18 protein-coding genes and 1 pseudogene are annotated in these 26,417 nt (G+C 66.0%); 5 read left to right on the top strand and 14 right to left on the bottom strand.

Annotation, left to right across the window (positions count from 1 at the left end; genetic code table 11):
- The coding region (locus A6A05_RS13905; RefSeq protein WP_216635804.1) for a hypothetical protein at window positions 1-574 on the top strand (574 nt) is incomplete at its 5' end.
- A 28-nt stretch (window positions 575-602) separates the two neighbouring features.
- Here the strand turns inward: A6A05_RS13905 and A6A05_RS13910 are convergent.
- From A6A05_RS13910 to A6A05_RS13930, 5 genes are all read right to left on the bottom strand, one after another.
- Entirely contained in the window at window positions 603-1,655 is a 1,053-nt protein-coding gene (locus tag A6A05_RS13910; protein ID WP_342670026.1) for an HD domain-containing phosphohydrolase, read from the bottom strand.
- Window positions 1,652-4,825 carry a PAS domain-containing protein gene (locus tag A6A05_RS13915; protein WP_082910972.1) on the bottom strand — a complete coding sequence of 1,058 codons (3,174 nt, stop codon included), beginning with the start codon at window positions 4,823-4,825 and terminating at the stop codon, window positions 1,652-1,654. Before A6A05_RS13915 ends, A6A05_RS13910 begins: the two co-directional genes overlap by 4 nt.
- 1 nt (window position 4,826) lies before the next feature.
- Window positions 4,827-5,960 carry an FIST signal transduction protein gene (locus A6A05_RS13920; protein ID WP_068502359.1) on the bottom strand — a complete coding sequence of 378 codons (1,134 nt, stop codon included), beginning with the start codon at window positions 5,958-5,960 and terminating at the stop codon, window positions 4,827-4,829.
- 109 nt (window positions 5,961-6,069) lie between these two features.
- On the bottom strand, window positions 6,070-6,525 hold the full coding sequence (locus A6A05_RS13925) for a response regulator (RefSeq protein WP_068502360.1): 456 nt from the start codon (window positions 6,523-6,525) through the stop codon (window positions 6,070-6,072).
- On the bottom strand, window positions 6,522-8,573 hold the full coding sequence (locus A6A05_RS13930; RefSeq protein ID WP_068502362.1) for a sensor histidine kinase: 2,052 nt from the start codon (window positions 8,571-8,573) through the stop codon (window positions 6,522-6,524). The genes A6A05_RS13925 and A6A05_RS13930 overlap by 4 nt, the downstream gene beginning before the upstream one ends.
- Window positions 8,574-8,706: 133 nt before the next feature.
- On the opposite strand from A6A05_RS13930, the gene A6A05_RS13935 reads away from it, so the two are divergent.
- Entirely contained in the window at window positions 8,707-9,510 is an 804-nt protein-coding gene (locus A6A05_RS13935) for a substrate-binding periplasmic protein (RefSeq protein ID WP_068502365.1), read from the top strand.
- Here A6A05_RS13935 and A6A05_RS13940 read toward each other — a convergent pair.
- The 9 genes from A6A05_RS13940 to A6A05_RS13980 all read right to left on the bottom strand — a co-directional run bounded on the left by A6A05_RS13940 (window position 9,497) and on the right by A6A05_RS13980 (window position 19,820).
- The gene (locus A6A05_RS13940) at window positions 9,497-10,243 is read right to left on the bottom strand and encodes an ATP-binding protein (RefSeq protein WP_068502367.1); all 747 of its coding nucleotides are present in this window, start codon (window positions 10,241-10,243) and stop codon (window positions 9,497-9,499) included. The genes A6A05_RS13935 and A6A05_RS13940 overlap by 14 nt on opposite strands.
- Before the next feature lie 11 nt (window positions 10,244-10,254).
- Entirely contained in the window at window positions 10,255-10,938 is a 684-nt protein-coding gene (locus A6A05_RS20235; protein WP_172822283.1) for an STAS domain-containing protein, read from the bottom strand.
- 41 nt (window positions 10,939-10,979) lie between these two features.
- On the bottom strand, window positions 10,980-12,284 hold the full coding sequence (locus A6A05_RS13950) for a PP2C family protein-serine/threonine phosphatase (RefSeq protein WP_068502369.1): 1,305 nt from the start codon (window positions 12,282-12,284) through the stop codon (window positions 10,980-10,982).
- A 202-nt stretch (window positions 12,285-12,486) separates the two neighbouring features.
- Window positions 12,487-13,206 (bottom strand): hypothetical protein, encoded by a 720-nt coding sequence (locus tag A6A05_RS13955; protein WP_068502371.1) that lies wholly within the window; start codon window positions 13,204-13,206, stop codon window positions 12,487-12,489.
- Between the two features lie 20 nt (window positions 13,207-13,226).
- Window positions 13,227-14,069: a DUF3472 domain-containing protein gene (locus A6A05_RS13960; RefSeq protein ID WP_068502383.1), complete on the bottom strand. Its 843-nt coding sequence runs from the start codon at window positions 14,067-14,069 to the stop codon at window positions 13,227-13,229.
- Between the two features lie 11 nt (window positions 14,070-14,080).
- Window positions 14,081-14,443, bottom strand: a complete 363-nt coding sequence (locus tag A6A05_RS13965) for a hypothetical protein (RefSeq protein ID WP_068502388.1) — start codon at window positions 14,441-14,443, stop codon at window positions 14,081-14,083.
- Window positions 14,430-15,902, bottom strand: coding sequence for an efflux transporter outer membrane subunit (locus A6A05_RS13970; protein WP_082910975.1), 1,473 nt, complete (start codon window positions 15,900-15,902; stop codon window positions 14,430-14,432). The genes A6A05_RS13965 and A6A05_RS13970 overlap by 14 nt, the downstream gene beginning before the upstream one ends.
- 27 nt (window positions 15,903-15,929) lie before the next feature.
- A complete protein-coding gene (locus A6A05_RS13975; RefSeq protein ID WP_216635805.1) occupies window positions 15,930-17,681 on the bottom strand; it encodes a LuxR C-terminal-related transcriptional regulator in 1,752 nt (583 codons plus the stop codon).
- A gap of 21 nt (window positions 17,682-17,702) precedes the next feature.
- Complete coding sequence (locus A6A05_RS13980; protein ID WP_068502396.1) at window positions 17,703-19,820, bottom strand: coiled-coil domain-containing protein; 2,118 nt, start codon at window positions 19,818-19,820, stop codon at window positions 17,703-17,705.
- A 320-nt stretch (window positions 19,821-20,140) separates the two neighbouring features.
- Between A6A05_RS13980 and A6A05_RS20240 the strand changes: the two genes are divergently transcribed.
- The 3 genes and pseudogenes from A6A05_RS20240 to A6A05_RS13995 all read left to right on the top strand — a co-directional run.
- A complete protein-coding gene (locus A6A05_RS20240) occupies window positions 20,141-24,082 on the top strand; it encodes a peptidase domain-containing ABC transporter (RefSeq protein WP_172822284.1) in 3,942 nt (1,313 codons plus the stop codon).
- Window positions 24,079-25,449, top strand: a complete 1,371-nt coding sequence (locus tag A6A05_RS13990; RefSeq protein WP_068502399.1) for an HlyD family type I secretion periplasmic adaptor subunit — start codon at window positions 24,079-24,081, stop codon at window positions 25,447-25,449. Before A6A05_RS20240 ends, A6A05_RS13990 begins: the two co-directional genes overlap by 4 nt.
- Window positions 25,450-25,602: 153 nt before the next feature.
- Window positions 25,603-26,417, top strand: a pseudogene (locus A6A05_RS13995) (hypothetical protein); the annotation flags it as partial.

The raw sequence follows: 26,417 nt of genomic DNA on the forward strand, positions 1-26,417 counted from the left end.
GGGAAACCAACCCTGTCAGACGGGAGCCTTCGACGTCACATCAGGCTCCAATACCGCGCCAGCGGTTTCGTTCAATCCCCTCCGAGTCACTTCGGACGTCGAGCGGTATAAGACGGTGGCAGCGGTTTATAGCGTGGATAGCGGTGAGCGGTTATTAATTTATGGAAGCAATGGAAGTATTGTGCATAGCATCCCATTTAATATGTTTAACGTTGCATTCTGGAAGTACGCGGTAATTCGACCGCTGGTGGCGAGTTATGATGGTTTCTACGCCTTTGGCGCAAAATCTGATTTCTGGAAGGATCAAGACCTTCTGCACTGCCTGACCGTCGATGAAAACGTGTCATGCCGGCCGGTCGTCGTCGATGGCGGGCGTTGCATGCTTTTCGACGAGGTCGCGGTTCTATGCGATCGGCCGCAGCAGGGAGATTTTGTTCTGGTTGATACCCGGACGGGAAGCTTGCGCCGTTTTGCCGGGACGGGGTGGCAAGAGCGTCAGGCCTGCCGGAACGCGCCCTGCCTGTTCGATGTCAGCAATGGTACTGAAATCGTCGTCCATGACCTGATGCCATAGGAACGCCGCCGTCTGACGGCGCAGTTCGTCAATGGCCGCCATCGTCGGCGAAGCGGGCCCGCGTCGCCAGGATGTCGGGCCAGGCGGCCAGGAAGGCGTCGACGCAGGCCGGGTCGAAATGGGTGCCGCGCCCGGTTTCCAGGAACTTGGCCGCCTCTTCGACCGTCCAGCCGGTCTTGTAGGGCCGGGTGCTGGTCAGGGCGTCGAACACGTCGGCGACCGCCACGATGCGGCCGGTCAGCGGAATGTCCTTGCCCTTCAGGCCGAACGGATAGCCGCTGCCATCGTACTTTTCGTGGTGGTAATAGGCGATCTCGGCGCCCAGACGGATCAGGTCGGATTCCGATCCGTCCAGGATGGCGTGGCCGATGGACGGATGGCGCTTCATCACCGAGAATTCCTCGTCGGTCAGCCGGCCCGGCTTCAGCAGGATCGCGTCGGGAATTCCCAGCTTGCCGACATCGTGCATCGGCGCCGCCTTCAAGATCAGGTCGCACTGGTCGTCGGGCAGGCCCAGGCCGGCGGCGATCATGCGCGAGAAATGGGCCATGCGCTGAATGTGGCCGCCGGTTTCCGGGTCGCGGAACTCGGCCGCGCGCGACAGCCGGACGATCAGTTCGTGCTCGCGGGCTGTGATGGCGCTGGTCGCCTTGCGCACCTCTTCGGCCAGCCATTTGTTGCGGTTCTTCTGGGCCAGATGGCTGCGGCGAAGGGCCAGAAGGTTGGTCAGGCGCACCCGCATCTCGGTGGCGTCGACCGGCTTGGTCAGGAAGTCGGTGGCGCCCAGCTCCAGGGCGCGGTGACGGACCTGACGCTCGCCGGCGGCGGTGATCATGATGATGGGAACATCGCGGCCGCCCGGCAGCAGGCGGATCGCCTCCAGCAATTGATGGCCGTCCAGGCCCGGCATCATGAAATCGACCACCACCAGATCGGGCAGCGAGGCGGTGGCGTTCTGCAGCGCCTCGATCGGGTCGGGGTGGCAGGTCACCACCACATCCTCGGCCACCCGCTTGGCGATCTGCTCGAACAGCGTCAAGTTGGTGTCGTTGTCGTCGACGATCATGATGCGCATGGTCATGTCCCGAACTCCGAAGACAGGGCCGCCAGGGTGGTCTCGGCGACGCCCAGCGCCTTCTCGAACCAGCAGTCTGCGGCGGGATGGTCGCCGGACATCCCGGCCTGTTCGATATGCGAGAAGCACTCGGCCAGGCGCGGCAGCCCCAAATTCGCCGCCGCCCCCTTCAGCGAGTGAGCGGTGCGCTTCAACTGGTCCATGTCGGCATCGGACAGCGCCGATTCCATCTCGCGCAGCCTGGTCGGCATCGACCGGGTGAACGAGGTCAAGAGGCCGATGAAGACGTCGCGGTCCAGGGCGTCGATCAAGCCCTCTTGCGCGTCCTTGTCGATGATGTCCGGTTCGGCTGCCGCGGCGTGCGGCTCGGCCGAAGCGACGGAGTCGGGCTGGCAGGAATTCTTGCGCCGGCCCAGCACGCGCTCGGTCCAGCGATCCAGCACCTCGGACAATCGGCGGCGGTCGATCGGCTTGCTGACATAATCGTTCATGCCGCCATTGATGCAGATCTCGCGGTCGCCCTGCATGGCGTTGGCGGTCATGGCGATGATCGGGATGGCGCTCTTGTCGCCGGGCAGCGCCCGGATCGCGGCGGTGGCGGCCAACCCGTCCATGTTGGGCATCTGCATGTCCATCAAGACCAGGTCGTAGTCGCAGGTCTGGACCAGGTTCAGCGCTTCGCGGCCGTCATCGGCGACATCGGCGCGGTGGCCCAGCTTGGCCAGCAAGCCCACCGCGACCTGCTGGTTGACCGAATTGTCCTCGGCCACCAGGATGCGCAACGCCATCCCTGTGGCGGTGTCGGTGGCCGGGCCGGAATGAACTGGAACCGGCTGCTCGGGCCGCTTGCCGGTGATCTCCATCAGGCAATCCAGCAGGGCGCTTTGCCTGAGCGGCTTGGAATAGACCGCCGACAGGCCCAGCCGCTTGCCGGCCTCGGCGAACTCCCCGGGATTGCCCGACGAGGCCAGGATCAGGCGCAATTCCGCCAGGGCCGGGTCGGCGCGCAGCACGGCGGCCAGGTCCAGTCCGCTCATGCCCGGCATGTGATGGTCGATCAGGGCGACATGGAAGGGGCTTCCCGACAGCGAGGCCGAGCGGATCGCCATCAGGCCGCTGGTGGCGCTGTCGGCCATGGCGGCGACGGCGCCCCAGGAATGCAATTGGCGGAAGAAGATCTCGCGGTTGGTCTCGTTGTCGTCGACCACCAGCACATGCAGCCCGGCCAGCGGATTGTCGGGGGCCTGGGCCGGCTGGACCCGGCTGATGCAGCGCAGCGGCACCTTGAACCAGAAGGTCGATCCGTGCCCGACCTTGCTGGTGAAGCCGATCTCGCCGCCCATCATGTCGACGATGGTCTTCGAGATGGCCAGTCCCAGCCCCGAGCCGCCGAACTTGCGCGCCGTCGAGGAATCGGCCTGGGTGAACTTGGCAAACAGCTTGCCTTGCGCCGCTTCGGGGATGCCGACGCCGCTGTCGGCCACCGACACGTCCAGCCAGGTGGTGTCGTCCGAGACGTGGCGCGCGCCGACGGTGATGGTGACCGCGCCCTTTTCGGTGAACTTGACGGCATTGCCGGCCAGGTTCATCAGCACCTGGCGCAGGCGGCCGGCATCGCCGGAGAACACGCCATGCGCCTCGGTGGGGATGAAATAGCTGAAATCGATGTCCTTGCCCTTGGTGCGCGGACCCAGAATATCGACCACGCCCTCGATCAGCGGGGTGATCTCGAAGGGGCCATCCTCGAATTCCAGGCGGCCGGCTTCCATTTTCGAAAAATCCAGGATGTCGTTGATGATGCCCAGAAGCGATTCGGCCGACATCCGCACGGTGTCGGCGAAATGGCGCTGTTCCTTGGTCAGATGGGTGTCCATCAACAGGCCGGTCATGCCGATGATGCCATTCATCGGGGTGCGGATTTCGTGGCTCATGGTGGCCAGGAAGTCCGACTTGGCCCGGTTGGCCGCCTCGGCGTTGTCCAGCGCGATGCGCAATTGCGCCTCGACGCTCTTGCGGTCGGTGATGTCCTTGTGGGTGCCGGCCATGCGCAAGGGCTTGCCGTCGCCGTCGCGTTCGATCAGGCGGCCCGAGGCCATGATCCATCTCCACGTCCCGTCGCGGTGCAGCAGGCGGAACTCGACCTCGTAGGTGGGGGTCCGGCCCTCCAGATGGGAGTTCAGCGCCGCCTGGACGGAGTCGCGGTCGTCGGGGCACAAAAGGTTGGCCCAGGACTGGCCGGTATGGGGGAAGGCGTCGGGCGGATAGCCCAGCATCCCCATCCACTGGCTGCTGAAGGTCGCCTGATCGGTTTGCAGGTTCCAGGTCCACAGGCCGATCGAGCCGGCATCCAGGGCGATCTGCAGGCGCTGTTCGCTTTCGCGCAGCGCCGCTTCCATCTGCTTGCGTTCGGTGATGTCGGTGCGGATGCCGATATATTGGCGCGGCTTGCCGCGCTCGTCGAGGATGGGGACGATGGTGGCATCGACCCAGTAAAGCTGACCGTCGCGGCGGCGATTGCACACTTCGCCGTGCCACACTTCGCCGCTGGCGATGGTTCGCCACATCTCGCGGAAAAATTCGGGCGGGTGGGCGCCGGACTTGACGATGCGATGGTTCTGGCCCAGCAATTGCTCGCGCGAAAAGCCGCTGACCGCCAGAAACTTGTCGTTGGCGTAAAGAATGGTGCCGGCACGGTCGGCGATGCTGACGATCGCATGCTGGTCCAGGGCGAACTTCTGCTGTTCCAGTTCCAGCTGGATGTCGCTGCGCTCGTGGACCAGGTTGGAAATCAGCGCCGACAGCTTGTCCAGCCCGGCCGCACCCTCGTCGATGATCGGCATGTCCGAGGCGGCCAGCAACTCGTTGACGGTGCCGCGCAGGGTCTCGATGGCCTGGGCCTGGGCGTGGGCCTCGTCGCGCAAGCGCTCGTTGACCCGGTTCAGTTCGTCGGAACTGAGAACCAGGCTGCGGTTCCTGAGCGACAGGTCGCGTTCGTTCTGCTCGTAGGTGTCCTCGACCCGGCGCAGCAGCTCGGCCAGCCCGGCGATCAGCCGTGCCGCCGACGGCGGCAGGCTGTCGGCGGGCAGGGTGAACAATTCCATCAACAGCGCCTGGACTTCGGATTCGCCATCGACTCCGAAGGCTCGGCGCAACTGACGTAAAAGAATTCGGTTCATGTCACCGCTCGGCAATGAACGTCACGGTCATCGTCTGGTTGTGCAGCTTGCAGTCGATGTTCGAGGAGAAGGGCGCGATCTCGCCATACGAGTAGAAGCCGGCGATGGTGGCGCTCTTGCCCAGCACGGTGGCCACCGCTTCGACCTCGTCCTCGACGGCGTCGCCCATCACCAGTTTGCGGCCGACGCAGCTGACCAGGATGCCCAGGGTTTGACCGGGGACTGCTCCGGGGCCGGCCCCGGCCCGCTTGGCGGCGGTCTCGGCGCCATCGACCAGGCCGTCATTGTTGGCGTGCATCAGGCGCAGATAGCCGTTGGCATCGATGTCGCCGGCCAGGACCAGCGAGCCGCTGGCCTCGTCGACGCCCAGGATGGTGCGGATCAGGCCGACCGTGCTGTGGTCCTCGCGCAGCATCTCGAACGGGAACAACAGGCCTGACGCCGGCAGGTCCTTGGCGTATTCGCCCAGATATTCCTTGTAAAGGGCCAAGGCCGACTGGCCGTCCAGTTCGAACAAGACGTTGCCTTCCGAGCGGGTGACCTTGCGCACCGGCCCGAACGGCTGCCAACCGCCAAAGCTGCCATGGCCGATTTCGACGGCGTCGCCATAAAGGCCAAGCGCGACCACACCGTCGCAATCGACGCCGTCGGTGGACAGGGTCAGGGTTTCGGTGAAGGCGCCGCCGTCGCCGGCCAGTCCGCCGGAAATCGGAACCTCGCCGCCGACCTCGGCGATGATGCCCTCGATCAAGGCGCTGCCGTTGATGCCCAGGCCCTTGCCGAACACCAGCACGGCGCGCAGTCCGTCACCCTTCAACACCCGGCCGATGTCGCGGCCGGCATCGTCGGAATGGGCCATGTCGGTCACGCGGGCCTTGGCTGCGCGCTGGCGGGTCTTGTCCCAGCGGATGGCGGTCAGCACGACGCTGCCGTCGCGGACCCGCTGGCCGGCGATTTCACCGGCGGTCGAACAGCCGATCAGTTCGGCTGCCGGGAAGGCCGCGCGCAATTGTCCATGGAACTCGGCCCCGCGCATGGCGGCGACCGATCCGAACACCAGGACCAGATTGGGGGAAATTTCGCTCAAAGCGGCCAAAGGCTCGCCACCGGTGACCACCGTTTGACGGACTTCCATGACGACAACGTCCTCCCTGACTGAAAACTGGTGAACTATACCTTCGCAGTATAAATAGAATGATCGTGAATTAAAAATGGATGGTGAACCAGTGACGATTGCCCTCTGATCATGACCGCGAGGGCGGCAGTCGGGTCAAGGAGAACCAGTAATCCTGGAGCCGGCGCATCGCCTGGGTGAATTCGTCGAGGTCGACCGGCTTGACCACGTATCCGGCGGCACCCAACTGATACGACGCCAAGACGTCGCGTTCGACATCCGAGGTGGTCAGCACCACCACCGGGATATCCATCAGATCGGGCGAATGACGCAACTCGGCCAGGAATTCGCGGCCGTCCATGCGCGGCATGTTGAGATCCAGCAAGATCAGGTCGGGCCGGGGCGCGGTGGCGGAGCGCTGTTCCGACCGCTTCAGGAACTCGAACGCTTCCAGGCCGTCCAGCACATGGTGGACGGCGACCTTTCCGGTTTCCTCGCCGATGGCCAGCCGGACCAGATGGGCGTCGGCAAGATCGTCTTCGACCAAAAGGACATGGCGTCTGGTAGTGCCGTTCGGAAGGGTCATGATTTTTCTGCAACCTCGAATTCGACAACGACGGTGACGCCACCGCCGGGGGTTTCCTCGATCCAAATCTGGCCACTATTGCTTTCGACTATTCGTCGGGCGATGGCCAGTCCGATCCCTGTGCCCTGCATGTCGCCGGTCCGCGGCAGGCGCTCGAACACCCTGAACACCCGTTCGCGGAATTCCGGGGCGATCCCGGTGCCGTTGTCGGCCACGGTCAGGCGAACCCGATCGGCCGTGGTTTCGCCGCTGATGATGACTTCCGGCGCCATGTCGGGGCGGCGATAACTGATCGCGTTTTCCAAAAGGATGGCGAAAAGGTCGGCCAGCCGGGGGGCGTCGATGGTCAGGTGCGGCAGGTCGGTGACCAGGATTCGGGCGTGGGCCGCTTCGATCCTGGGGCCGAAGCGCAAGACGACGTCGCGGGCGACGCGGGCGGTGTCGATTTCCGACTGCGCCCCCAGCGGGACGTCGGCCGCCAGGTACAGTTGCACGTCGCGCAGCAGATCGCGCAGGCGCCCGGCCTGCTGCTCGATGAAGGCCAGCGACACCTGGGCGTCCTCGTCCTCGAACCGGCCGATCAGGCGCATCTTGAGCCGCTGGGCGAAGCTGACCAGGCGGCGCGCCGGCTCTTGCAGGTGATGGGCGGAAATCTCGGCGAAGCGTTGCAGCCCCTCGTTGGCCCGGCCCAGGCGCAGAATCAGCGATTCGCGTTCGCGCTCGGCCCGCTTGGCCTCGGTGATGTCGGCCATCACCCCGATGAAATGGGTGGTGCGGTCGTGGCTGTCGCGAACCGCCGAAATGGTCGAGGACACGTGCACCAGCGACCCGTCATTGGCGCGGTTGATGAATTCTCCGCTCCAGGATTGGCCGCGGGTCAGGCAGTCCCACAGCGAGCGATAATTCTCGGGCGGATTTTGTCCGCTGTTCAGCAGGCGCGGGTTGCGCCCGACCGCTTGCTCGGCGGTATAGCCGAACAGGCGGGTGAAGGCCGGGTTGACGTAGTCGATCACGCCGTCGGCATCGGTGACCATCACCACCACTGGCGATTGCTCGATGGCCTTGACCAGCACACGGACCTGCGCCTGCAACGAGCGGCGAACCAAGGCCTGGCGCAGGACCACGAACAGCACGGCGGCGGCGCCAAGGCTGACCACGGCCAACACCGCCAGGATGGTGCGGTTGCGCCCGGCCCAGTCGCGCAGGGTCTCGGCATGACGGACCCCGATCACCACCGCCATCGGATAGCGTGCCGACAGCCGCAATGCGGTGGCGCCCAGCGGCACGGCCAGGGATTGAACCGAGACGAAATGCTGGTCCGCTCCCGACGACAGCATCGCCGCCAGCGGAGCATTCCAGTCGATCAGACCGTCGGTGGCGATCAACGGCTGGCCGTCCTGGCGAACCAGGGCGTGGTGGCTGCCCCGGCTGAAGGCGCCGCTGGTGAAGATCTCTTCCAGATAGGCGGTGTTCAGCGCGGCGACGATCATCAAAGGCGCGGTCGAGGTGGAATCGGCTGCCACCAGCGCGACAGGAATCAGCGAACGGAGGCTGTGCTGGTCGGGCAGCTCGCCCTGGTGCGGCAGGAACCGGCTTTTTTGCAAGGTGCCGATCCGCAATCCGTGGCCGGTGGGCGCCGCCTGGTTCTTGTCCAGTCCCAGCATGGCCAGATCGACTTTGGTGCCGTCGGGGCCATTGGTGTCGGCCAACACGGTGGTGCCGCGCAGGATGGCCAACTGGCGGATATGCGGGGCCAGGCGCAGGGAATCGGCCATGCGCCGCCGCGCGGCAGCCAGGTTGCGGTCGTCGCCGGCCAGGCCCGAGCGCGCTTCCTCGGCGATCATCGAAAGCGTGGTCTCGACCGATTCCAGGGTTCGGGTGACGCCTTGTTCGATGGTCCTGGCCGAGGCGACGGCCCGTTCCTCGCGGTCGGCAATCGCCTGGAAGTAGCCAGTCGAGACGGTCAGGAACAACACCACCGTCACCCCCACCGCAATCGCCACCGGTCCCCACCGCAACAAGGGCGGCGTTTCGACGGTCTGGCTCATGGGCGAATGCGACATGGGGTGGTGCGAAGCTCGTCAGGGGGGGGGCGGACAGGCGGAAAAAACGGATGCAGGGAACCATTAAATGTTGGATTATGCCTATTGTCTGGGGTGGTGAAACAAAAAAGTGGCGGCCATGCATACTTCACGCAAAATCATTTTGGCGATGGCGCTGGTTTGTGCCGTCGTCACCGGTGTTTTCGACCAGGCCCAGGCGGCCGACCGGCTGTCGGCGATCCGCAGTCGCGGCGAGATCCGCGTGTGCATCTGGCCCGATTACTTCGCCATCAGCTACCGCAATCCCCGGACCGGCGAGCTGGAAGGCATCGACATCGACATGGCCCGCGAATTCGCTCGTTCGCTGGGGGTGGCTCCGGTCTTCATCGACAGCTCGTTCGCCAAGCTGATCGAGAACATGACCAACGATTCCTGCGACGTGGCCATGCATGCCGTCGGCATTCGCCCCGACCGCGCCCAGCATATGAATTTCGCCCAGCCGCATCTGGTCAGCGGCACCATCGGTGTGACCACCAAGGACAACAAGGCGATCCGCTCGTGGGCCGACATCGACGTCAAGGGCGTCGTGGTGGTGGTGATGAAGGGCACAGTGATGGAGCCGGTGATGCGCGAGACCTTGAAGGCGGCGCAATTGACCGTGGTCGACGATTTCAAGGCGCGCGAGCAGGAAGTCCTGAGCGGTCGCGCCGACATCTTCATGACCGACTTCCCCTATGGCCGGCGCATGGTCAGCCTGACCGACTGGGCCCGTCTGGTCGAGCCCGAGCAGCCGTTGGCCCCCACGCCTTACGCCTATGCGGTGCCGAAGGGTGACGATGCGTGGCTGAAGGCGGTCGACACTTTCGTCGCCGCCGTCAAGGCCGACGGGCGTCTGCGCGAATCCGCCCAGCGCCACGGCCTGCTGCCGATCATCGCGCGGTGATCGCCGGGGTGAAATCCATGGTCAGGGTGCGCCCGCCGGCGGCCACCTGAATATCCGAGGCCAATTGGCGGATCAGGCCCAGCCCGCGTCCGCTCTTGGCCTCGGCCCGGGGTGACTTCCGCATCTCGGTGTCGATGTCATAGCCGTCGCCCTGGTCGGTCACCGACAATTTCAGGCCAGTGTCGCCGACCGGCAAGGCGGTGATCTCGACGCGGCGGTCCGCGCGGTCCGGGTCTTCCAGGCGTTCCAGCAAGGTCGCCTGGAACAAGGCGAAGCCGGCGAAATCGCTGCGCATCTTGCTGCCGATGCCCAGATTGCCATGAATGATCGCGTTGGCGACGGCTTCGGCCAGCGACAGCTCGATGTCGCCCAGGATCGCCTCCAGCTTCGGAAAGCGCACAAGCAGGGCCTCGGTGAATTGCTGGGCGATGTCGGTCTGATAGGCCATGCGGGTGTTGAGGGCCAGGGTCAGGCCGCCCCGGCTAGCGCAATCCAGGCAGGCTTGCGGTACCGGTTGGTGGTCGCCCGGATTCCATTCGACGAAGCCGTGCGACGGCACCGTCAATCCCTGGCGGATCTTGGCCGGGTTGGCGCGGCCGACCACGACGCAAGGAACGCTGATGGTCGGCAGGCATTCGATCACCGGCTCGACGCGCACGCCCAATTCGTCCATTTGCGCGACCAGACGGGTTGGGGGAACCATGTCGTCGTAGAAGGCGATCAACCCGGTCATCGGCGCTGTCCCTAGGCGGTCTTGGGGGCGTCGATGATCGATACGACGGTATCGACCGAGGACAGGCGCAACAACTGCATCACCTTGCCGCGCGGCGACACCAGCACCAACTTGCCGTTGCGCGCCTCCAACTCGTCGCGGATGACCAGCAACATCGACAAACCGGCCGAATCCATGAAATCAAGGCCGGACAGGCCGACATGAAGGTCGCGGATCGCCTCGGGCTTGACGCAATCCATCAGATGTTGGAAGGCGGCATGATCGGCGAAGGTGAAGCGGCCGCTCAATTCGACCGACATCACGCCGGGCTCCAGCTCGATCAGACCGGAAATCTGCAGATCCTGGCGCAGGTTCTGGGGCGGCGCGGCGGTCGGCATGGGGGCGGATTCAATGGAATCCTCGATGTGCAGCACCTGTTCCAGCCGCGACAGCCTAAACAGCCGCCGCACCGGCCCTTGCGGGTTGCGCACTGTCACCATTTTGTCCGCCGCCTCGGCCATTTCGGTGGCGACCAGGAACAGACCCAGGGCGAAGGAATCGATGAATTCCAACTGGCTCAGATCCAGCACGAGATGCTTGGCCGGCCGTGCGACGAAATCGCGGATGGCCTGCAAGAACGCGTCGTTGTCCTTGAAGGTAAAGCGTCCGCTTAACGAGCAGATCTGCGGCTCTTGGGAGGTTTCGGCGATATCCATCAACGTACTCGAACAAGGCAAGGGGGGGGCGGCCATCGCGATTATGGCCCGGGTGGGCGCGAGCGACTGATCCACAAGATCGTGAGGTCGTCATCGACGCCAACCGTGTTGCGGGCGAAAAAACCATCCAGCAGGGCCTGCAGCCGGCTGCCGATGGCGGCGCCCCGGCAGTTGGCGGCCAGTTCGATGGTGCCGGTCTGGTCCAGCATGGTGCCTTCGGCGTTGCAGGTCTCGGGCAGGGCGTCGCTGTACAGCACCAGCTGGTCGTTCAGACCGAACGGGATCGTCGATGTCTCGTAGAAGGCCTTGTTCGAGATGCCCAGCGGCAGGCCGCGGGTGTCCAACGCGACCGGCGGGGCGTCGCCCGAGAAGTGCAAAGGCGGCGGCCAGCCGCCGGCCGCCCAGCGCAGTTCGTTGGCGGCACAATCGATGATGCCGTAGAAGACCGTCGCATACTGGCCGGTCGGCAGAAGCGGCTTCATGGCGACGTTCAGCGCGGTCAACAATGCGGCCGGGTCCGACGCCAGGTTGGAATGGTCGTGGATCAGCGCATGCAGGCGAAAGGCGTTCAGCGCCGCCTGGACGCCGTGGCCGGAAAAGTCGAAGGCCAGGAAGCCGATGGCGTTGTCGCCGCAATCCAGGCTGCTCCACAAATCGCCGCCGATGCCGGAAGACGGTTCGAAATAGGTCTCGACCATCAGGCCCAGATGGTCCAGCCGTGGGCGCAGGCGATCCGGCCTGGGCAGCAGGGCGAACTGCATCGAGCGCGCCGCGTCGATTTCCTGCTGCATGCGGCTGCGTTCGGCTTCCAGCATGGTCACCAGCGACTGGAAGGCCTGCTGGGTCTTCATGCGGGCGATGGCGTACCGGATGGCCCGGGCGACCATCCCCGACGACACGTCGCCCTTGACCAGGAAGTCCTGGGCGCCGACTTCCAGGGCGTAATTGGCCAGCTTGGGGTCCGACAGGCCGGTCATCACCACGATCGGCAGCGAACGGGCCACCGCCTGGATCTTGCCCAGCGTGCCGATGCCGGCGGAATCGGGCAGGGTCAGGTCCAGCAGCACCGCATCCCAGCCCGGCGTTTCCAGCTGGGTCTTGGCGTCGGCGATCGAGCGGACATGGGTGACCTTGAAGCGGGCCTCGTCCGACGCTTGCAGCGCCTCCCACACCAGGCGGGCGTCACCGGGATCGTCTTCGACCAGCAGCACGCGAACCGGGCGGTCGATGGAAAAGGCGTTGACCGAAAGGCGGGGAATCTCGGCGGACTGCGGGCGAAGGATCGTCGTGTGCGGCCCTTGCTCGATCACCAACAAACCGGTTTTCAAAGTGTCGGAACCACCCATTCCTGCCTCGCCCTGGTGACCTGACCCAGAAAGTCCGACGGCATCCGTCACCGACCAATCCGAACGGCGAAACTACGGGAAGTTGCGCATATTCGCCACGCGAAAGATGGCGCCACGCGAAAGATGGCGCGGAAGGTGGTTGGCCCGACCCATTCCGGATGCTTGATACGTTCGTATAGGGTCGCGCCAAACCGTTCGGCTGTCAACCGCCGACCCGCCGCCACCGCTCGATGCGGGTCAGTTGGGCATTGATTTGTTCGGCGGTCACCACGCCGACATAGGTGCGGCCGTGATTCATGCGAAAGCGAACCCTAAGGTCGGTATCGCCGGCCTGGGTCAGCAGGTCTTCGGGCAGGATGGCGGCGATTTCCTCGTCGTGGTCGCAGCCGATCCACAGGACGCGGGCGCAGGTGCCGACCGCCAGATGCGGCACGCCCAGCTTCAAGGGTACCGTCCTCTTGTCGGCTTCGGTCAGTCTGCCGTCGCCGTCGGCCATCCGGGGCTTCTCGAACGAGGCGTTCGAGCGTTCGTGCTCGACCCAGGTGGTGTCGGCGCGTTCGTTGCGGCCGCTGCGGCGGGCCTCGGCGGCGACCCAGTAATCGATGCCCGAGCCGACCCAATGGACGCGAAGATCGATCCAGTGGGTGACGGCGCCGGTTTGCTTGTCGATCTCGCTGCGCAGGCGGTGACCGTCGCGCCCGATGTCCGGGCCTTGCGGGGCCAGGATCGGCGGCCCGTAGAATACCAGCTTGCCGGTGTTCAGGTCGTCTCGGACCAGCACGTCGGTCTGCGGCGGGCGGGGATTGGAATGGTCCAGGCTGGTGGTCGGCGGCTGACGGGTGTTCCAGCCGCAGCCCGACAGCGTCGCGGCCACCAGCAGGGCGGCCAGGGTGGGGCGGGCAAGGGAGCAAGGCTTCATCATCGGCGGCTCTTTCTTGGCAATCAGGGGGCGCGCTCGGGGGGCGCGGCGGCGGTGCCGCCGACCACCACCATGGCGCCGTGGTCGGCGGCCCGGGTCAGTCGGGCGAAGGGGGGGACGCGGCTGCTTTGATGGACATCGCCGCCCAGCGGGGACAGGCCGCCATTGACCAGGGGGGGCGCGAAACGGACGGTGAAATCGGGCGCCACCAGCAGGCCGGGGCGGGCGGGGTCCTTGGGCAGCTTGCCGTAGATTTCGACGAAGCTGGCGGGCATGGGGTCGAAGCGGGCCGGCGCATTGGTCGGAAAGCGCAGCGAGCCGATCTCGACCCGGCGGGCGCGGGCATGGTCTGTGACCGACAGATCGACCCATTGGCCGGGCAAGGGCGTAGCCGGGCGCGCTTCCATGCGGAAGGTGTAGCGCCCGGGCTGCCAGGCATAAGGCAGCCGGACGCTGGCGAAGTCGCCTTCGCCGGATTGGGTGTGGGTCATCGCCTCGGCCCAGCCGCCGGGTCCGGGCTTGCCGTCGCCGGCCTCGGCCGCGCCCCAGCGCGAGAAGATGAAGCCCTTGCCCATCATCTTGCGGGTGTCGCCGTTATAAAGGTCGGTCTGCAGGCCGAAATAGAACATGTTGCCGCCGATCTTGCCGTTGAGCGGCGCGACATAGACGTACTGGCCCGGCTCGACCCGGCCCTGGATCTCGACCTCCATCGACAAGGTACGGAAGTCGGCGATGTCGGGCATGCGATAGAAATAGTCGACCAGATGCCAGGGCAGCCGCTTCCATTCCTGGGCGCCGGCCGGCCCGGCCGCGACCAGCAGGGCCGCCAGGACGACAAACACAAGATGACGAAGGGCCCCCAGCATCGGCAGCGATCCTATTTAGCCGGCAGGCAGCGATAGCGGAAGGCGTGGTGGCCCTCGGCATAGGTGCCCGGCGTCGGCGCGACGACGAAACCGCGCCAGCACAGCTGATCGACCACGGTTTCGGCGGCGCGGGCGGCGGTCAGCCGGTCCAGGCGCTGGGTCGCCGGCGACTGCACCCACTCGAAGGTCTTGGCCTCCCACGCCACCACTTCGACCTCTTCCGGCTGCATGCGGATCCACGACACCGAAATCTCGCGTCCGTCCAGTTGGACATGGTGCAGGGTGCTGCGACGAAAGGTCGTCTCGCTGCACGCCCCCAGCCCGATGATGGTCGCGGCCAGGACGGCCAGGCGGATCGGCTTAGCCGTTGGCATCGGTGCTCTCCTTCGGGCCTTCGGCGGCGGGCGTCTCGGTGGGCGGCGGCGGCTCTTCCAGCCCGCCCCCCATGGCCTTGTACAGGTTGATGGCGGCGGTCAGCCGGGCGAAACGGGCCTGCACCAGCTCGTCCTCGGCATTGTATTGGGTGCGCTCGGTTTCCAGGACGCTCAGGTAATCGATGATGCCGATCCCGAACGAGCGCTCGCTCAGGCGCTTGGCCTCGCGGGCGTGGCGCAGGCGCTGGGTGCTGGCCTCGTCGCGGTCGGCATAATGGTGAATCGAGGACAGCGCGTCCTCGACGTCGCGCAACGACGAGAAGATGCTCTTGCGATAGGTCTCGACCAGTTCGCCCCAGCGGGCCTCGTAATAGGCGATTTCGGACTGGGTCTTGCCGTTGTCGAACAAGGTCTGGGCCAGCGAGGCGGTGACGGTCCAGAACATGCTGATCGGGCTCATAACGTTGATCAGCTCCTTGCTGCCGTAGCCGCGTTCGCCGGTCAGCGAGATGCTGGGGTAAAGCTTGGCGCGCGCCATGCCGATATTGGCGTTGGCGGCGACCATGTCGGATTCCGCCTTGCGGATGTCGGGGCGGCGCAGCAGCAATTCCGACGGCAGGCCGGGGCGGACGGTCGGGATGGCGACGCTGGCCAGCGGCCGGCAGCCCAGTTTCAGGTCGTTGGGGGCGCGCCCCAGCAGCAGGGCCAGACGGTGGAATTGCTGGTCGCGGGCCAGGTTGAGGATCGGAAGCGTCGCTTCGGCCTGGGACAGCATGGCGCTTTGCGAGGCGACCTCGAGGTCGCTGCCTTCGCCGACGGCGCGCCGGCGCTTCACCTTCTCCAGCACCCGCTTCATGTTGTCGACATTGGCTTCGGCGACCAGGACGCGGTCGCAGCCTTGCAGATATTGGAAATAGGCGGTGGCGACATCCGACACCAGGGTCATCGCCACCGTCTCGCGGTCGAACACGCTGGCCTGGGCGGTGGCCAGGGCGGCCTCCATGGCCTTGCGGTTCTTGCCCCAAAAATCCAGCTCGTAGCTGGATTTCAACCCGACCTGATAGGTGCGGTCCGACCGTTCGGTCTCGGTGGTGGCGGTCTGCACCGAGCCGACGCCGCCCTTGGGGGCGCGCGCGCTGCCCGAACCGGACAGCTTCAGGTCGGGCAGCAAGGCGCCGGCCTCGACCCCGGCCTTGGCCTCGGCCTGGGCGATGCGCTGGACGGCGGCGCGCAGGTCGTGATTGTTGGCCAGCGCTTCATCGACCAGACTGTTCAGCTCCGGCGATTGGAACTCGGTCCACCAGCGGGTCGGCGGCGGCGGCAGGCTTGGCTGGTCGGCCGAGGTCCGGAAGGATTCCGGCACCGGGGTTTCGGGGCGAACATAGTCCGGGCCGACGGTGCACGACGCCACCAGCAGCGCGGCCAAAGCCGTTCCCGTTTTCCATGTCAGGCGATTCATCGGCAGGCTGTTCCCCTTGGCATCGTTCTAACCCTTGCCGTTTTCGGCCCAAGGCGCGCCGCGCCCGGCCAGCAGAACGGCCTTCAACACTTCGCGAACCAGCGGATGGCGTATCGCCACGCGGCCGGCCTCGAACTTCAAGACGCCGCCCTCGACGGCGCGCGTCACTTCATGGTCGCAATCGCCATACTCGGCCGGCCACAGGCTTTTCAGCCATTCCACCGTCACATCGTCGGCGCGCGACACCAGCCGCAGCAGGCCGCGATGCAGGCCAAGGGAATCGATGCGCGACAGGACCAGGGTCACCAGGCTCATCGGCGGGGTCGGCGAGCCGTCATGCTGGCCGGACGACATCAGCGCCGAACGGGCCAGTTCGACGGCGAACAAAGGCACGCCCTCGGCCAGGTCGGCGATCTGTTGGCGGGTGGCGGCGCCCAGGCGATCGGCGGTCTCGGCGGCGATTATGGCGGCGATCTCGCCATGGGCCAGCCGGGTCATGCGCAGGCGCGCCGACCAATTGACGCTTTCAAGGCGCAGCCGGCGGGCGGCGATCAGCACGACCAGCGGCGCGCGCGTGGCGGTCTCGGCCAGCAGGGCGATCAGCTCGGCTTCCAGGGGGGTGGCGCGTTGGGAATCATCGACGAACACCAGCGCCGGCCCGGCGGCCAAGGCCCGCTCCAGGCCCTGCCGGGCGTCGTCGAGGCCGGGATTGGTTGGCGGCCTTCCCTTGCGCCGGCCCAGCGCCACCAGGCCTTCCAGCAGGCTGTCGCTGTCGGCGCCGGCCCGACAGGTCAGGCGGGTCCCCATGTCGGCGGAGATGGCGGCGACGAAGGCCTCGCACAGGGCGGACTTGCCCATGCCGGCCTCGCCCTCGACCAGGGCGGCCATCCCGGTGCCAGCGGCCTTGGCCGCATCATAGGCGTCGCGGAGCGCCAGCAACTCTTCGATCCGGTTGACCAGGGGGCGGGCAGGACGGGGCGGCGGCGGCATCTTGAACGGCCGCCGGGTCAGGCCCAACGTATCGTCGGTCAGCCAGGCCAGGCTGTTGACGTCCAGCCCGGTGAAAGCGAGCAGCCGACGCGCGGCGGTGTCGGTGCGCAGGGTGCCGGGGGCGGCGCCGTCGCGCAGGTCGCGGGCGCGGGCGATGGCGTGGCCGGCGACGCTTTCCCCGGTCCAGCCGCCATGGCGGTGCATGCTGGCCACCAGGAACCCCGAGGCCAGCCCGGCCCGCACGCCGCCCAAGCCCGGCTCGGTCTGGAGGGCGACCGCCTGGGCCATGGCCAGCGCGGTGCGGACGTCGTGCTCGCCCACCCGGTGCAGGCCGAACAGCACGTCGATGCCGATGCCGGGCAGGGCGACCAGGGTGCAATCGTGCTCGGCGGCAAGCGCCGACAAGGTGCGGTTCAGCGCCCGCCAGGCCTGCTCGCCGGCCGGGCCGCCATCGGCGGCGGTGGCCCCGACGCTTAAGATGCAGGTCGGGCGCAATTCGATCAGGCTGTCGTCGGCCGGCATCGACAAGATCGCCGCGCTGCCGCGATGGGCCTGCCAATCGAGGTCGGTGGACCGCGTGATCGCCTCGGCGCGCGAGGCGACATTGAGCTTGCGGAACAAGGCGACGACGTGCTGCTTGACGGTGCCCAGGCCGATGCCCAGTTCGTTGGCGATGTCCTTGTTACCCTTGCCGGCGCGGACCAGCGCCAGGATTTCCTGCTGACGCAAGGTCAGGTCGCCTTGGTCGGCCTGATCTGCCGGGCTTGGCGTGGGGGGGCGCGCGCTCATGCGCATGACCGCGCCCAGCGCTCAGCGAGACAGGACGCGGAAGACCTGTTCCAGCAACTGGTCGACGCGCTGGCGCGTCACCGCTGCCGGGGCAGGTTGCGCCGAGCTGTCGGCGGCGGGCGCCGTCGGTTCTGCACTGGTCTCGACGGTGGTTTCGGCCACGGTCTCGACGACGGTCTCCGCGACGGTTTCGGCCACGGTCTCGACGACGGTCTCCGCCACGGTTTCGGCGACCGGCGCCGGTTCGGGTTCCGGCGCCGTCGCGATGGCGACTTCGGGGGCTGTCGCGATCGCGACTTCGGGGGCCGTTTCGGCCGCGGGTTCGGGCAGGGGTGCCGGGCTGACCTCGGGGGGGTGCGCGACGGCGATCTTGACCTCGGAATCGGTTGCTTCCGCCGGTGCAAGTTCAAGCTTGGCCGGGGAGTCCGAAATCATTACCGGTTCTGGCGAAATCCTGACAATTTCGTCGGCGACGGGAGCCGCAGCTGCGGCCGCGACGGGTTCGGCCGGCGTCTCGGCGGTGGCTTCGACCGGAGCCGGGACGGGAACCTGGGCCGGAATCGGCGCCAGAGCCGCGACGGCGGCGGCGGCGGGAACCGGAGCAGGGGCGGCCTGCGCATTCTTGGCTGGCGTGGGTGCCGGATTCGGCGCCTGAGCCTGAACCGGCGGCTGGGGTGGCGTCTGCGGCCGTGCCTTCTGGACCGGAACCGGAGCAGAAGCTGCTGCGACCACCGGGGCGGCCGGCTTGGCCGGGGCGACGGGTGCCACGGGGGCGACCGGCGGGGCGTCCATCATCGCCTGGTCCAAATCCATGGCCAGGCCCAGGCCGGCTTCCATGTTGCCCAGGCGCTGTTCGATCGCCCCCAGGAACGGCTTCAGCGCCGCCAAATCCTTCTTCAGGTCGGTGCGGCCTTCGACCGTGGCGATCCGCTGGGAAATCAGCTGCAGCAAATCGTGCAGCGGCGTCAGATTGACCGGCTCGACCGCCGGGGTCTCGTCGATGCGGCGCTCGATGCGCGACACCCGCCGGGCGATGGTCTGCAGCATCTCGGTGACCGGAGCCAGATCGACGGCTGGAATGGTGATGGAAGCCGGGATCGCCTCGATTTTGCCCTCGACCCGCGACACCCGCCGGGCGATGGTTTCCAGTTGGGTGTTGACCGGCTTGAGGTCCGGCTTGGCCCCGGCGATCGCCGCGGGGATGGCCGAGACCTTGGTATCGACGCCCGCGACCCGGTTGTCGATGGCGGCGACCCGGTGATCGACGGTGGCGATCTGATCGGCCACGTTGCGCAGCAGTTCGGCCACCGGGGTCAGGTTGGGGATCGAGCCCGAGATCGAGTCGGGGATCGCCACCACATGGCCTTCGACCCGCGACATATGGCGGGCCAGGGCGTCAAGATGGACGGTGATCGGCGACAGGTCCGGCGCGGTGTTGTGAACCACCAACGAGTCGGGGATCTTGTCGACCTTGCCTTCGACCCGCGATATGCGCCGGGCGATGGTCTCCAACTGGGTGGCGACCGGACTCAGGTCTGGCTGCTGGCTCTTGCCGACGGTGGTGGGCAGGGTATCGACCTTGCCCTCGACCCGCGAGACCCGCCGGGCGATGGTTTCCAATTGCTGGCCGATCGGCGACAGATCGACCTGGGGCAGCGCCGTCTCGGATTCGTCCTCGATCAATTGCTCGATATGGTTCAGCCGCTCGGCGATGGTGGTGAGCACGCTGGAATCGTTGCTGGCGACCGGGCCGGCGCCGCCCGACTTCGTTTCCAGGCGGTCCAGCCGCTGGCTGATATGTTCGAACCCGGCGGCGGTGTCGTGGGCAGCGTTCTGCACCGCGTTGCGCAGGCCGGCCAGATGCTGGCTGACCGTCTTCAAGGCGCTGGCGAAAGTCTCGATGGCGGCCAGCGACTGCAGGTCGCGGCGTTCCATCCGGGCCAGGGTTTCCAGCACCGCCTCGGCCGCATAGGTGCGGCTGCTGGCGTTCAAGGCCTCGAAGGTGAAGGACAGGGCCTCGAGGCGGTCCAGCAACTGGTCCATCGAGCCGGCCTCGATCGCGCCACCCCTGCCGGTCAGCGTTACTGCGCCCGCCGAGTGTGGCGGGCGCAGGCTGACATCCTTGGTCTTTTCGTCCACGGCTGTTCCCTGTTCTGCGCCAGTACCGACGACACGGAAGGTCATTGTCGAATTCGCCCGCTGAATTTACCCCGAATTACTATGATACGCTTCATGCGGGCTTACAAGTGTTCCCAGGTAACGAGTTGAAACGAAAAGTGTCGATCGAAGGTTCCGGGCTTGAAATGGCCAACGGAATCAACCAACCTCCAATCGTCGGAAGTGTTGGATTGCGGCGCTTGGTCAGGTGAAGACAACAGGTGTCGCCAGTAGGTAAGTGGTCGATGGTACAAGTAACGCGAGAAACGACGTCGGAACAGTCTCATACTGATTTCTTTCGCTTGTCGGATATCGGCAAGCTGCTGCCAGAGCTTGGGCTGGCCTCGACCGTCATCAATATCCTGGCACTCGCCCTGCCGATCATGCTGCTGCAGATCTATGATCGCATCATTCCGCACCAGTCGATGTCGACCCTGGGGATGCTGACCGTCGGCGTGGTCGTGGCCATGGTGTTGGAATCGGCGGTCCGGATGGGGCGCAATCACCTTACCGGCTGGCTGGGCGCCGCCTTCGAGCACCGGCTGTCGTGCGAGGCGTTCAAGCGCTTGCTGCGCGCGCCCTTGCCCGATTTCGAGCGGCACGGTCCGACGGTGCTGATGGAACGCCTGCGGGCCAGCGCCAAGGTGCGCGAGTTCTATTCCGGCCAGGCCCTGTTGTCGCTGTTCGATGTTCCTTTCGTGGTGGTCTATATCGCCCTGATCGCGCTGCTGGGCGGCTGGCTGGCGATGGTCCCGGTGGCCATGGTTGGCGCTTTCACCCTGGTCGCCATCCGCAACGGCCGCAAGGTCAGGGACGACATCCGCCGCCGCGCCGAATTCGACGAGCGCCGCTTCAGCTTCCTGGCCGAGGCCCTGACCGGCATCCATTCGGTCAAGACCATGGCCATGGAAGAAATGATGCAGCGCCGCTACGAGCTGCTGCAGGACGTCAATGTCGAGCACAGCCACGACAGCGCCAAACATTCGGTGGTTGCGCTGAATATCGGCCAGCTGTTCGCCCAATTGGCAACCATCGCCGTGGTCGGCGTCGGCGCCGGCCTGGTGGTGGCGGGCTCGATGACCCCGGGCGCGCTGGCCGCCTGTATCATGTTGGCCGGGCGCAGCTTGCAGCCGTTGCAAGGCGTGTTGGGGACCTGGATCCGTTTCCAGGGCTTCGCCGTCGCCCGCCAGCAGATCGAGAAGCTGTTCGACCTGGGGGCGCGGGAATCGGCCCAGCCGATCCTGCCCAAGGTGGACGGCGAGGTTCGCCTCGACAATGTCGGCCTGACCTATCCCGGTATGCCCAAGTCGGTTCTGGCGGGCGTGTCGATGCACATCAAGGCCGGCGAATGCGTCGCCATCGTCGGCGATAACGGCAGCGGCAAGTCGACCCTGCTGGGGTTGATGGCCGGTCAGTTGTTGCCGACCGAAGGAACGATCTCGGTCGATGGGTTCGATCTGGCGCAGTTCTCGCCGTCCAGCGTGTCGCAGCGCATCGGCTATCTGCCGCAACAGGGCGTGCTGGTCGATGGCACCATTCTCGAGAATCTGACCATGTTCAACCCGGCCCTGGTCGAGCGCGCCTATGAAGTGGCGGCGATGCTGGGATTGGACCGGGTGGTGTCGGGTATGCGGTTGGGATACGACACCCCGGTCGGCAATTCGGCTTCGGAATCGATGCCGGCCGGTATCAAGCAGCGTATCGCCATCGCCCGCGCCCTGGTGCACGACCCGGCGGTGATCTTGTTCGACGAGGCCAACATCGCCATCGATTCCGCCGGTGACGAGCTGCTGCGCGAATATCTGGTCAGCCTGAAGGGTCACAAGACCATGATCCTGGTGACACCCAGGCCGTCGCTGGTCAAGCTGGCCGACCGGGTGTTCAACCTGGTCGATGGCAAGATCACCCTGGAAGGCGAGGCCCCGGCCGCGGCCTTGCCGGCTCCGGCCCAGCCGGCCAAGGTCGAGTCTGCGAAGGTCGAGACCGTCAAGGCCGAGACGGTCAAGGCCGAGACGGTCAAGGCCGAGACCGTCAAGGCCGAGACGGTCAAGGCCGAGACTGGGCCTCAGGCCAAGCCGGTGGTGTCGTCGGCCGCCAAGACCGAGCTGGTGCCGGTGGCGCGACCGTTGCCGGACGAACGCATGACCGCGACGGTGCTCGAGCGCTTCCCCGAATTGTCCGACCTGACGCTGTGCCTGCCGACCTTGTTGAAGGCCATGGATTGGCGCGGCTCGGCCCGGCAATTGGCCGAGGCGTTGCCCCATTTCGCCCGGTCGCTGGACATTGCCGGCTTCCGCCGGGTGATGGCCAACCTGCGCTTCAATTGCCACACCATCGACCTCAAGCTGAACGGGGTCGATCCGCGCATCCTGCCGTGCCTGTTCGTCCCCGACGACGGCGACGCCCTGGTGCTGGTCCGCTATGACGAGGAGCAGGGATTCTTCTGCTTCGACGGCCGTACGCTGACCACCCAGCATGTGCCGGCTTCGGCGGTTCCCGGCCAGATCCACGTCTTCCGCGAGGCCGATAACGCCGTCGAGGAGGCCGAGGCCGGCAGCTGGATGAAGCGGGTGTTCGGCCGTTTCCGCTCGCTGGTGTGGTTGTCGCTGGTGCTGACCATCGGCATCAACCTTTTGGTGCTGGTGCCGCCGCTGTTCGTCATGGCGGTGTTCAACCGCATCATCCCCAGCGGCGATGTGGGGCTGATTCCGTTCCTGTTCCTGGGCCTGGTCGGCGCCTTGGCCATTGACTGGCTGGTGCGTCATCTGCGCGCCCGGGTGATTTCCTATATCGGGGCGCGGGGCGAGTTCCTGATCGGCTCGGCGATCTTTCGCCGCATCCTGGCGCTGCCGGCCTGGGCCACCGAGCAGGTGACGGTGGGCAGCCAATTGTCGCGCCTGAAGGATTTCGAATCGCTGCGAGAGCTGTTCCTGGGTGCCATCGCCCTGGTGTTCTACGAGATTCCGGCGGCCTTGGTGTTCGTGGTGGTGCTGGGCGTGATCGAGCCGTCCTTGCTGGTGGTGCTGCTGATCTCGGTCCTGGCCTTCACCCTGCTGGGCGTGGTGACCCAGCCCAAGATGGTGGCGCAGACCACAAACGCCTCGAAGCACGGCACCAACCGGCAGGAATTCCTGGCCGATGCCCTGTCGAAGATGCGCGCCATCCGTCAGTCCGGCGCCGAAACGCGATGGTTCGACCGCTATCGGCTGTTGTCGGGCAAGTTCGTCGCCGCCGAGCTGGAATCCCAGCACGTCACCTCGAACCTGGCGGTGATGTCGCAGGCCATCGGCCAATTGACCGGCCTGGCCGCCCTGGTGACGGTGGTGGTCCGGGTGTTCGACGGCTCCAGCAGCACCGGCGCGGTGGTGGCGGCGATGATGATCCTGTGGCGGCTGATCTCGCCGTTGCAGACCGGCTTCCTGTCCATCACCACCCTTTATCGGGCGGTCGCGTCCATCAAGCAGATCGACGGGCTGATGCGCCTGAAGACCGAGCACGACGTGGCGCTGCCGCGCAACGCCACCCGCAATTTCCAGGGTGAACTGCAGTTCGCCCGCGTGTCCTTCCGCTATTCCAACGACGCCGACCCGGCTCTGTTGGGCGTGTCGTTGAAGATCGACCCCAAGCGGGTGGTGGCCATCGCCGGCCCCAACGGCGCCGGCAAGTCGACCCTCTTGAAGCTGATCACCGGTTTGTACGTCCCCCAAGCCGGAAGCGTGCGGCTGGACAATGTCGATATCCGTCAGCTGGACCCGCAGGACCTGCGCTCGCTGGTGTCCTATGCGCCGCAGCGCTGCGACCTGTTCTTCGGCACCATCGCCCAGAACCTGCGGCTCAGCCATCCGATCGCCAACGAGGACGAATTGCGCTGGGCCGCCCAACTGGCCGGCGTCTATGACGACATCATGGCCATGAAGGAAGGCTTCAACACCCGCATCTCGGATGGCCAAGGCGAGCAATTGCCCAACGGGTTCCGCCAGCGTCTGTCGTTGGCCCGCGCCTATCTGAAGCCGGCGCCGTTGATCTTGTTCGACGAACCCGGCAACGGCCTGGATTACGAAGGCGACCAGATCTTCCTGGCGGCGATCGAGCAATTGCGCAAGACCTCGACCATCATCATCGTCAGCCATCGGCCCAGCCATCTGCGTGCCGCCGACGCGGTGGTCTATATGGAAGACGGCTATGTCCGCGAGGTCGGCACCTTCGAGCAACTGAAGAACGTGATCATGGGGAACCTGCGATGAGCGAATCCAATTCCGCCGCGGCCTCGGCACCCGGCACCCAGTTGGTGATCGCCCGGGGTGGCCGTCAGCGCAAATTGCTGTCCGAGCCGATCCTGTTCGAGGAAGCCAGTCTGCCGACTTTCGTCCGCAGCGGCCTGATCACCGCCGCCGCCTTGTTGGTGCTGTTCATCGTCTGGGCCTCGATCGTGCATATCGACGAGATCTCGGCGGCCCCCGGCCAGGTGACCCCCACCGGCCAGATCAAGGTGGTGCAGCACCTGGAAGGCGGCGTGGTCGCCGATATCCTGGTGGTCGATGGCCAGAAGGTCGAGGAAGGGCAGGTGCTGGTGCGCATGGAAGCTGCCGACGCCAGTTCCGAACACCAGCAGATGTTGGCGCGCTATTACGGATTGCTGCTCAGGGCCGAACGCCTGAAGGCGGTGACCGAGCGGCGCAAGCCCGACTTCGCCAAGGTGACGCCCGGTTATGCCGATTTGGCCGCCGACCAGCAGCACCTGTATGAAGGCCAGTTGATGGCCCGCAAGAGCGCCATCGACGTCATCGACAGCCAGATCGACCAGAAGCGCCGCGAGGTCAAGCAATTGCGTGACGCGCTGGGCATCGCCCAGCAGCAATTGCGCCTGACCACCGACCAGACGGTGATCCGCCAGGAAGCGGCGCAAAGCGGCGTGGTGTCGCGCCAGACCTATCTGGAAACCGCGCGCGCCAAGGTCGCCGCCGAGGGCGAGGTCACCCGCATCGCCGAGCAGATCAAGGTCGCCACCGACGCGCTGTCCGAGGTCGAACGCCGCCGGGCCAGCCAGGGCGCCACCCAGGAACAGGACGCGCTTTCCGAACTGGGATCGGTGACCAACGAGGCCGAGCAGGTCAAGAACGCCCTGACCAAGCTGCAAGACCGCGTCACCCGGTTGGAGATCAAGGCCCCCGTCGCCGGCCAGGTGCAGGATTTGCGGGTCCACACCATCGGCGAGGTGCTACCCGCCGGCGGCACCTTGGCTCGCATCGTGCCGACCAACGCGGTGCTGGAAGCCGAGGTCAAGATTTCCACCGCCGATATCGGCCATGTCGCCATCGGCCAGCAGGTCAAGGTCAAGGTGTCGTCCTACGACTATAATCGCTATGGCACGCTGCCCGGCACCCTGATCAAGGTATCGCCGACCACCTTGATGGACGAGACAGACAAGAAGCCGTTCTATCGTGGCATCGTCCAGATCGCCCGGCCCTATATGGGGCCGGGCGAGAACCAGAACATGGTGCTGCCGGGCATGTCGGTCGATGCCGACATCGTCACCGGCGAGAAAGTCCTGATCCAGTATCTGTTCAAGCCGGTGTTCGTGTCGCTGAAGAGTTCCTTCCACGAGCGGTGATGATACCGGCTTGTGCGCAAGTCGAATTTACCCGGGCGATGGGGGTGTTAAATGCCTCGATCGCCCGGTTTTCGTTGTAACCCCTGGCCGCGTTGTTCTTTCCGCCCGGGGGTTTAGGATTGATGGTGGAATGCTGTCTTAAGGGGTACCACCATGGCCGACGAAAACAACGATTCGCCCGAAACCGGCACACTCAGCAACGAACAGAAGCTGGATGCCCAGATCCTCGACGATCTGACCGTTCTGCGGGACAGCATGCCCGAGGGCGAGGAACGTGCGGTCGAACATCGCGACGCCGAGCAATCGGTGGGCGACAATTCCGACCTGGCCAACGTGCAAAGCGGATTCCGCGAAAATGAAGTCGCCGCGCTGGCCGATGGCGGCGGCGAGGCCTTGCTGGGCCGTGGCGCCCAGTTCGGGATCGATCCGTTCGGCGCCCGCGCCCCCATCGACCCGATCGAAGTTGGTTCCGACGGACAGCAGCAGCCGGTTCCCCCGACAGACATTCCCCCGGCCCAGTTCGGCGCCAACCTGCCGAACCAGCCCGAGCCCGGCCCGACCCCCGAAGACCGCTTCCCCGAAGTGACCCCGACGCCGGAACCGGCGGCCGAGGATCGCGACGACCAGCCGGCTCCGACCCAGCCGGCTCCGTCCGTTGCCCCGCCGCAGGCGACCACGCCGCCGACCACTGAAGCGCCGGTGACCACCACGGAAGCGGTGACCACCACCGAGAATGTGACGACGACGCAGCCGGTGACCACCACCGAGACTGTGACGACGACGCAGCCGGTGACCACCACCGAGGCCGTGACCACGACGCAGCCGGTGACCACCACCGAGACTGTGACCACGACCCAGCCGGTGACCACCACCGAGAATGTGACGACGACTCAGCCGGTGACCACCACCGAGACTGTGACGACGACCCAGCCGGTGACCACCACCGAGACTGTGACGACGACCCAGCC

The sequence above is a fragment of the Magnetospirillum moscoviense genome (assembly GCF_001650635.1).
In the GTDB taxonomy this organism is placed as follows: Bacteria; Pseudomonadota; Alphaproteobacteria; order Rhodospirillales; family Magnetospirillaceae; genus Magnetospirillum; species Magnetospirillum moscoviense.

Bases quoted from the DNA above. Each gene is read 5' to 3' on its own strand.
- A6A05_RS20235 (WP_172822283.1), bottom strand. From the start codon at position 10,938: ATGGATATCGCCGAAACCTCCCAAGAGCCGCAGATCTGCTCGTTAAGC.
- A6A05_RS13970 (WP_082910975.1), bottom strand. From the start codon at position 15,902: ATGAATCGCCTGACATGGAAAACGGGAACGGCTTTGGCCGCGCTGCTG.
- A6A05_RS13935 (WP_068502365.1), top strand. From the start codon at position 8,707: ATGCATACTTCACGCAAAATCATTTTGGCGATGGCGCTGGTTTGTGCC.
- A6A05_RS13960 (WP_068502383.1), bottom strand. From the start codon at position 14,069: ATGCTGGGGGCCCTTCGTCATCTTGTGTTTGTCGTCCTGGCGGCCCTG.
- A6A05_RS13950 (WP_068502369.1), bottom strand. From the start codon at position 12,284: ATGGGTGGTTCCGACACTTTGAAAACCGGTTTGTTGGTGATCGAGCAA.
- A6A05_RS13990 (WP_068502399.1), top strand. From the start codon at position 24,079: ATGAGCGAATCCAATTCCGCCGCGGCCTCGGCACCCGGCACCCAGTTG.
- A6A05_RS13955 (WP_068502371.1), bottom strand. From the start codon at position 13,206: ATGATGAAGCCTTGCTCCCTTGCCCGCCCCACCCTGGCCGCCCTGCTG.
- A6A05_RS13920 (WP_068502359.1), bottom strand. From the start codon at position 5,960: ATGGAAGTCCGTCAAACGGTGGTCACCGGTGGCGAGCCTTTGGCCGCT.
- A6A05_RS13925 (WP_068502360.1), bottom strand. From the start codon at position 6,525: ATGACCCTTCCGAACGGCACTACCAGACGCCATGTCCTTTTGGTCGAA.
- A6A05_RS13975 (WP_216635805.1), bottom strand. From the start codon at position 17,681: ATGAGCGCGCGCCCCCCCACGCCAAGCCCGGCAGATCAGGCCGACCAA.
- A6A05_RS13940 (WP_068502367.1), bottom strand. From the start codon at position 10,243: ATGACCGGGTTGATCGCCTTCTACGACGACATGGTTCCCCCAACCCGT.
- A6A05_RS13910 (WP_342670026.1), bottom strand. From the start codon at position 1,655: ATGACCATGCGCATCATGATCGTCGACGACAACGACACCAACTTGACG.
- A6A05_RS13965 (WP_068502388.1), bottom strand. From the start codon at position 14,443: ATGCCAACGGCTAAGCCGATCCGCCTGGCCGTCCTGGCCGCGACCATC.
- A6A05_RS13930 (WP_068502362.1), bottom strand. From the start codon at position 8,573: ATGAGCCAGACCGTCGAAACGCCGCCCTTGTTGCGGTGGGGACCGGTG.
- A6A05_RS13915 (WP_082910972.1), bottom strand. From the start codon at position 4,825: ATGAACCGAATTCTTTTACGTCAGTTGCGCCGAGCCTTCGGAGTCGAT.